Source organism: Neobacillus drentensis (genome assembly GCF_036966985.1).
Classification (GTDB): domain Bacteria; phylum Bacillota; class Bacilli; order Bacillales; family Cytobacillaceae; genus Neobacillus; species Neobacillus drentensis_E.
In genome coordinates this window covers 1-7,609 of the sequence record NZ_JBALSN010000712.1, presented here as the reverse complement: position 1 = coordinate 7,609, position 7,609 = coordinate 1, and the positions used below count along the sequence as shown (strand labels likewise).

Sequence of the window (7,609 nt, the reverse complement as noted above, 5' to 3'; positions counted from 1 at the left end):
GTTTGATTTTTCCTTTTATGAACGGCATCCCGAATGGCAAACGAAAGATGAATGGAATCGAATTCAGAATCTCTATACATTCCTAAAGTCCAGTCAGGAACGGGAGGTCGTGTCAGTCGAAGAAAGAAGCCTGGAGCTTTTTTGTCATGAAAAATTCTTACTCGACAGTAATAGCTTTCCTGATGGAAAAGGATTTTTAGCTAGAATTGGCATTGGAGAAGACCAGCTTAAAATGGTGAACTACGGCGAGCCTTTTGTCTTTTGGATGAAACAAGGGAAAGAAATGAAAGATATTCAGAGAGTTCTAATCGTCGAGAATCTATCTTTCTTTCATACATCCATTAAGTTATTGGAAGCAAATCAACTCGACTATGAACCTGAACTGATTATTTATGGTGAAGGAACGAAAATTGAACGGAGCTTTTCCTTTTTCTTCAGAATGTTTCCACCTAAATCCTATCTTTTCTATTATGCAGGTGATCTTGATGCTGCAGGTTACGGAATCCTCATTCGGCTTATCGAAAAATATCCAGATTGCTGTATTCAGCCTGCTTTAAAGATTTACCGAAAGATGCTCGAATGTTTAGAACAAAGGAATGACCAAAAACAAGGCCAAACACAAAACCTCAAATACCGTGATTTATTCTTTCAATGGTTTACGGAAGAAGAGCAAGTGCAATTACAGCATTTATGGCAGGAAAATAAGCGGATAGCTCAAGAAGTGTTAACAATCGAAACATGGAGGCGATGGATGTGAACGAATCATGGGAAGGTTTCGCCCAGCGGATGAAACGATTAAATCCATTGTTTGAACTTGGCAGAGGAATGGAAGTAGGTGAGCTAAAACCCCATATCCAAACCATTCTTATGCAAGTGCTTCTCACCATCTTTTATCGAGAATTAAATGATGACGATCATCGAAGTAAATCCGATATCAAATATATGGTGGAAGATTCGATTAAGCAAATGAAGCTTTTAGCAGACGATAAGCAAATTGAACGAATTACAAGTGGGCTTTTATATCAGGGGAAGGAAGAATATAGTAAACCGTTTGAAGCCCTATATTACGATGAAATCAGACAATCATGGGAAACGCAGACCTACCGATATGTCACCATGGATGAATTATATACAAACTTAGAAATAGGCGGATCCATTGTTTATAAACTCACAGATGTCTCTCAGGAAATGATTTTTATGAGCAGGGAAATGGCAGAGGAATTCTCGATTACGATAGAACAGCTCTATAGTATGCAGTTGATTAAAAACGGTAATTTTCGAAAAGCTACGCGAAACCTCGATCACCTCATTTCACGAGTAAACCGCTTAATGGCAAATGAATTCACCTTTCAAAAAGAAATGATCAACAATCCCAAAATCTTATTGATGGAAGAGGAATGGCAAAGGGCAGACAATCGGGTTGAAATTGAAAAGCAATTTGAAGAAGAAAAAAATCACTTCCGTACCATTACTAGTATGATAGAAAAGACCAAACGCAGGAATGAAGAAGATGATTTTATGCAGAAAGAATTGATTCTTCTACAAGAAAAAATTGGCCATACAAGACAATTACATGATCGATTTGCTAAGTTAGTCATTCAAAATATTTCCTATGAGATGAAATTAAAGGCGGAAAACCCTTCATTGTTTTGGGAAAACAGTCTCGTTTCATTTCGAGAGCATTTTTATGAAAACTGGTTCATGAAGGAAGGGGTCAAAGATTTCGAGACGATAGAAGGTGTCCTTTCTCCGTTATTTTCACCGAAAAATGAATTTATTCTCCCGCTCGATTGGATTTGGGGAGAACAAGAATTTGATGAAAAACAACTTACAGATGCCATAATCGAAGAAGAGGCTGAAGAGAGTATTACTCGTTTGCGAGTGACGAACTGGGATTCAGTGATTAAGGCATGGAGTTATGTTTTTCAATTTTTACAAACAAAAGGAGAGTTCTCGTTAGCTGATTTAGCCGAGATGCCACTGGAAGTACAGGATTTATGGTTTGAAGAATCTGAAACGATTGATTTGTGGATGATGTTCGATAAAAAACCTCTGAAGGTTCAAGTGCTGCATAGAAAGGAAGAAACCTTAACAGATGAGAGGGAAATTCTTCTTTATAAATTAATGAAGGAATATCCGCAATTTCAAGTCCTCGAAGGCTTAAAGATTTATACCATGTTTGACCATCGGGCGAAGCCATTCCTATGGTATCAAATGAAAATTACCCCTTTTAAAATATGTGTTCAGGAGGAGAAATGATGAATGCAGAAACCATCAAAAGAGCATCATCTGTCTATTTTACTCTATTAAAAGATAAAGTCATCGACGAAAATAGCGAACACTTTCAGACGTATTTTGATCCGGAAGTGAGACAGACCGTTCTTTTATTAGCAGACGAATCAGGTACATATATCATTGAATCGCCTAAACGGATCCACTTAGTTGTTCAGCCAACCGGCTCTGTCTTTGCTACGAATTTTACTCATATGAAAGAAAAGCATCGGCAAGTTGAAACGAAAAAACACTTTCATCTAATTAGCGTTGTCATTATGTCTTTTTTAGCAGCCATAGACCGCAACAAGGCTGCAAAAATCCGCACAAAGCGGGAAGGGATTAGTTACTATGCATTAGAACGGCAAGTCAATGACTTAATGATGAAATGGGAGAGCCATCTTAAAGTTGAACCGACTTTCGGTGAAGAAGAACGGATTGATATGAAGGAAGTTGTGACCACATGGAAATACATGGAGGTTGACACAGATGATTATGGGAGTAAAAAAGGTAATCGACGGACCCGAATCGGTTTAATTGCCAGCGCTATGCGCTTATTAGAGACGGAAGGGCTAATTGTCATTCTTGATCGGGACGATATAGCTAAGGTTATTCCAAAACAAGAGCTTTTTGAGCGGATCGAATACTTATATCACGATTACGATCGTTATGAAGTTTTTAAAAAATTAATGACTACAGAGGAGGATCAGCATGCCGAAAATCCATCGAATTAGAATTGTTGGCCTCAAGTATGATGGCATGCAAAAACAGTATAAAGATACCACTTTTAATTTTCATAATGATGAGACATCAACAAATGGGCTCATTGCAATGATGAATGGGGGTGGGAAAGGTGTGTTCCTCCAGACCATATTCCAAATACTCAAACCTGGAACTTCGTGGGGAAAACAAAACAATCGTTATTATCAGCAGTTTTTCTTTAACAATAAAGAACAATTTATTCCCTATACCTTTCATGTTCTTATTCAGTGGGAATTAGATGGGGCGGACAGCCGGCATCTAGTAACTGGCGGAATGTTCTCAGCAGAGCAGCGGATCTCGATGAATGAAGAAGGTGGTCATGAAGGTAAACCTTTGGAACAGGAAGCAAAAATTCTTCCTATTTTTACCTTTTATACGAGAGAATTTGAACGAAAAGAAGAAGCATCGCTTGAGCATATTCCACTCTATGAAAATGGTGAGGTTGCTGAAACGGAAAGCTTGAAGGATTATCTAAAATGGAATGGATATGACGTTTACCGAGATCCGAAGAAGCACTATCGTATCCTTGATACATACGGAATTAATCGTAAAGACTGGGATATTATGAAGGACATTAACAAGGATGAAGGTGGCGTTGGAAAATATTTTGAGGGTGCTGAGGATGATCATTCACTCTTCCAAAAACGAATTATTCCTACCGTAAGTCAAGTGTTGCATAGAACCGAACATCAAAAGAACGACCTTGTGGAGATTTTCAAGAGCCAGGCTAGTATTGCGAAGGACCTGCCCGTTCTCTTGAAAAGGGAACAAGCCCATAAAGAGTTTTTAGAAGATATTGTTCCATTTGAAGAGCACTTAGCAAAAGGAGTAGAACATAAAGAAATTGTACATGCAAGTATACAGACAGGAAGACAACTGCTTGGTGCCTTAGAACACTTGAAGCTTTCGGAAGAGGCAACGCTCCAAGAGTTAGAGAAAGACCTAGAAAAATTAGCTATTAGACAGGCAGATTTACGTTATCAAAAAGAAAATTTAGAGTTTGCGAAAGCTCACAGAGAGGTTATGCAATGGGATAAGAAATTAGTGGAAGAAAGGGAGAAACATACTTCCTTACAAGCAATCGTTAAAGAGAAACAGGAACGAAAAGCACAACTGGACTTCAGCTGTTATTAAAAGAGTGGAGTGAAAACGAACAAACTATTCGCTCTCTTTCGCAGCAGATCGCGACATTGGAACAAAACAGCGGCTTAGAGCAAGTGAATCAAAGAATGGAAGAAATCAAGCAAGAAGCTAGAAAGCAATGGGAGCAATCCTATCTATTGATTCAAGATGGTGTTAAACAGTATGTGGGTTATCAAAAGTTCTTACATAAAAAAGCGTCAGGGCTGTTGCAGCAGGATAAACAAAAGACAAAAGAAATGGCTCAACTTAGTACGGAGATTGATTTCCTTTATACGCAAATGCATACGTTTGAGTCGAAGGAAGCAGCACTAATCCAAGAATTTGGCGATCGCTTAACCTATGACTTAAAGGGCTTGATCGAGAGTCTTTTGAAACAAATTGAAGATAAAAAGGCTGGATTAGTTGAGTTGCAAGCAAAAGATCAAGAATCTAGCGAAAAGCAAAATCAACTTGCCACTTCGCATGGTACGCTTGTCCAATCGATTCAGTTTTCAGAGGAAAAATGTGAAGACTTAAGCTTAGCAAATGAAGAGCAAAAGAAAAAAGAGGCAAAACTATTAGATAAGCTTCTTGGTTTAATTGATGATGTCACGGCACCTTTTACTCAATCTCTCTTATCGAAGTATGCGATACAATTAGAAGAAATACTAGGCAATAACCGCCACCAAGCTGAACAAATCAAAAAGGAACTTTGGGAAACACAACTCGACCACTCCTTAAACGATGAGCCCTTCTGGATCGCAAATAAAGATGTGAAGGAATTAAAGGAATGGATCGATGAGAAGACTGGGATTGATGTATTTTATGGAACCCAATTTCTCCAATCATTAAGTGCATCGGAAATGGCTCATTCACTTATGAAGTATCCGCTCCTCCCATACGGGTTGGTCGTAAGCGGGCAGCAATGGCAAAAAATTAATCAGCAGGTTCTTACAGGAAGGATGTATAAAAGTCCTGTACCGATTTTCATGCGTGAGGAAATGAACAGTGAAAATCACCAGCCAACCTTTGTAATTATTAACGGAACCGAGAAAGAACTTTTAAGTGATAAAAATCAATTCACTAGCTGGAAAATAACGATTGCTAAACAAATAGACGAAAAGAAAGATACTTTACATGAAATTGAAAAAACAGAAATCTCCTTGCGTCGTATTTTAAAAGAAATTGATCGTTTTTTATCAAGCGAGCTTTCTAGTGATATCGAAAAAGCTCTCAATCAGGAACAAAACGCTCTACTTTCTAAAAAGACGCAATTGCAGGAAATTAAAACACAAGAAGAAAAAGAAAAAGAATTACAGCTTGGGTTAAAAGAACAACTGGAAAAGACAAAAGGTAAGATTGAGAAACTTACAAGAAATGTAGAAAGATTAGAGGAGTTTGATCAAGAAAAAACTCTAAACCATGAAAATAAACGGGTAAAACTAGAGAAAGAAAAGCTAAAGGAAGCTTTAGGAGTTCAGCAGCAAGAAATAGGAAAAGACCACCAGAATACAGTTGAATTACAAAACCAGTGGAATCAAACGTATGTGGAATGGAAGCTTACAACGGAGCAAAATATAAAGGAAATCCGGTTCTTTATAGAGGAAGCAGCTTTTCCTGCGGATGAAAAAGCAGACCAATGTGAAGAGGTCCCACATCTTTCAACGCATTTACTACAAGAGATAAACGGCAGTATGAAAGAGTTAAAACAGCTTCAAAAATCTAAAGAAGAACAGGCTAGAGAATTACTCGTTCTTCAAGCCAAAAGAGAAACCGAACAAAAACAGCAAAAGAAATTAGAGAAAAAACTAACAGTCCATGATCAGGATTGGAATAAAGCAGCAGAACCTGATGAACCTCTAAGTATATTAGAAAATATGTTGCAAACTGCTCAGAAGGAGACGAAGACTGCAGAAAAAGAAGAACGGGAACAAGGAACGGCTGTAACGGTGGCGGAAACGTCTTTAAAGCATGCGGCTGAACAGCGTGATAAGTCAGGAAAGAAAGTCGAGAAACATGAAAAACAGCCTGAACAGTGGGAAGACGTGGACTTAGAAATCAAGGAAGTTGAAATTAAGGACCAGACGAAATTAGCGAAAGAAGAAGTAAAGCAGGCAGAGAAACGCCAAAAAGAAACGGTAACCAAAATTACGGGTTATGAAGGCGATTTGTTAACTTTATCCGTTATCTTAAAAGAGGAAGCTGCAGTATTTACAAATGATGATCTCGAAAAAATTAATAGTCAAGGAAAAGCATGTATCTTATCCTGGTGTGAAGAACATCAATTGATTCAGGAAGAAGGCCAAGAGAAACATGCGAAAATCGATCAATCATTAAGGAATTTAAAGCTTACGATTGAAGGAAAAGATTGGGAGATTCGTTTTAAAAATGAAGTGTTAACGACACTAGACCATATGGATACAAGGCATTATACGCATATCCAGACCATCGTTAAAAATATGAAACGTTTTTCACAAAGTGGATTGGAACAATTAGAACGCGACAAAGAAAGAGCAGAAAAAGCTCAAAACTTCTGGGCCAGCCGTGCCAGCATGAAAGTGATGAGCATTGCAGAGGCCATTCGTTCCATGGTTTCGAAAATGAAGCTAAAAAATGAACGGGGATCCTTCCCGCTCGTCCAGCTCAAAGAAGATATCTTACCTAAAAAGGCTGAAGATATCGAACCCCTGCTAAAGCAACACTTTGTTACTGCGATTAACAAAATTACCAAACAATTTGATATGATTGATGACAATAATCGAGTATTAGATGAAGAAATAAAACAACTCATAAGTGATGAGCAAATTTTATTTGTTTCACTCCGGAATAGATACCCTGAGCTGCTCGTCTATAATATGCGTACAGATAATGCCTTTATGTACGGCAAACCGCAGAAAGAACATTATTCAACCTGGCAGACAATTAATCAGGGTTCTAAGACGAAATCCGATGGCAGCGGCGGACAGAAGTTATCAGCCCGTATGGTGATGATGATGATGTTATTATCCGTCAAAAGCGAAACCGATCAAAGCTGGGTTCCTTTAGTCTGTGATAATCCATTCGGCCAAGCTGCATCAGCACATGTCCTTGACCCGATCTTCGCAGTCGCCGAAAAACTGAAGTTCCAATTTATCGTCGTTACTCCACCTGAACTGGTGAAAACGGAGATCAGCCAAAGATTTGATGCCTATTATAAATTAGACTTTATTCGTGAAAAAGGAAAAGAAATTGTTTCAGATACGATTGTTCCAGCATTTCGGATTTATCAGGGCGAGGCAGTCGTTCAATAAAATAATAAAAATCTCACTTTTTTTCTGGAAGGTGAGATTTTTTTTTGTACTCGGGAAACGTTTGTGGTGATTGGCGGGCGATACTCTCGACAGACCAAAATCCTTGGGGATATCTATAACTAAAACTGAGGTATAATACAAAAAATTAGGCTGTATTGTTCGAG

Annotated in this window: 5 protein-coding genes; all 5 read left to right on the top strand. The window is 38.3% G+C overall.

The window, feature by feature from the left end:
• A partial coding sequence (locus V7659_RS30885; RefSeq protein ID WP_335543816.1) for a Wadjet anti-phage system protein JetD domain-containing protein occupies positions 1-757 on the top strand: 757 nt, incomplete at its 5' end.
• Positions 748-2,259, top strand: coding sequence for a hypothetical protein (locus tag V7659_RS30880; protein WP_335543815.1), 1,512 nt, complete (start codon positions 748-750; stop codon positions 2,257-2,259). The genes V7659_RS30885 and V7659_RS30880, both read left to right, overlap by 10 nt.
• Positions 2,256-3,005, top strand: coding sequence for a DUF6063 family protein (locus tag V7659_RS30875; protein WP_335543814.1), 750 nt, complete (start codon positions 2,256-2,258; stop codon positions 3,003-3,005). Before V7659_RS30880 ends, V7659_RS30875 begins: the two co-directional genes overlap by 4 nt.
• A complete protein-coding gene (locus V7659_RS30870) occupies positions 2,983-4,167 on the top strand; it encodes a hypothetical protein (protein WP_335543813.1) in 1,185 nt (394 codons plus the stop codon). The genes V7659_RS30875 and V7659_RS30870 overlap by 23 nt, the downstream gene beginning before the upstream one ends.
• A gap of 56 nt (positions 4,168-4,223) precedes the next feature.
• A complete protein-coding gene (locus V7659_RS30865; protein ID WP_335543812.1) occupies positions 4,224-7,445 on the top strand; it encodes a hypothetical protein in 3,222 nt (1,073 codons plus the stop codon).
• Positions 7,446-7,609 lie beyond the last annotated feature (164 nt).

What these genes read in the sequence shown, in the direction of transcription:
- V7659_RS30875 (WP_335543814.1), top strand. Translation starts at nt 2,256, where the DNA reads ATGATGAATGCAGAAACCATCAAAAGAGCATCATCTGTCTATTTTACT.
- V7659_RS30880 (WP_335543815.1), top strand. Translation starts at nt 748, where the DNA reads ATGGATGTGAACGAATCATGGGAAGGTTTCGCCCAGCGGATGAAACGA.
- V7659_RS30870 (WP_335543813.1), top strand. Translation starts at nt 2,983, where the DNA reads ATGCCGAAAATCCATCGAATTAGAATTGTTGGCCTCAAGTATGATGGC.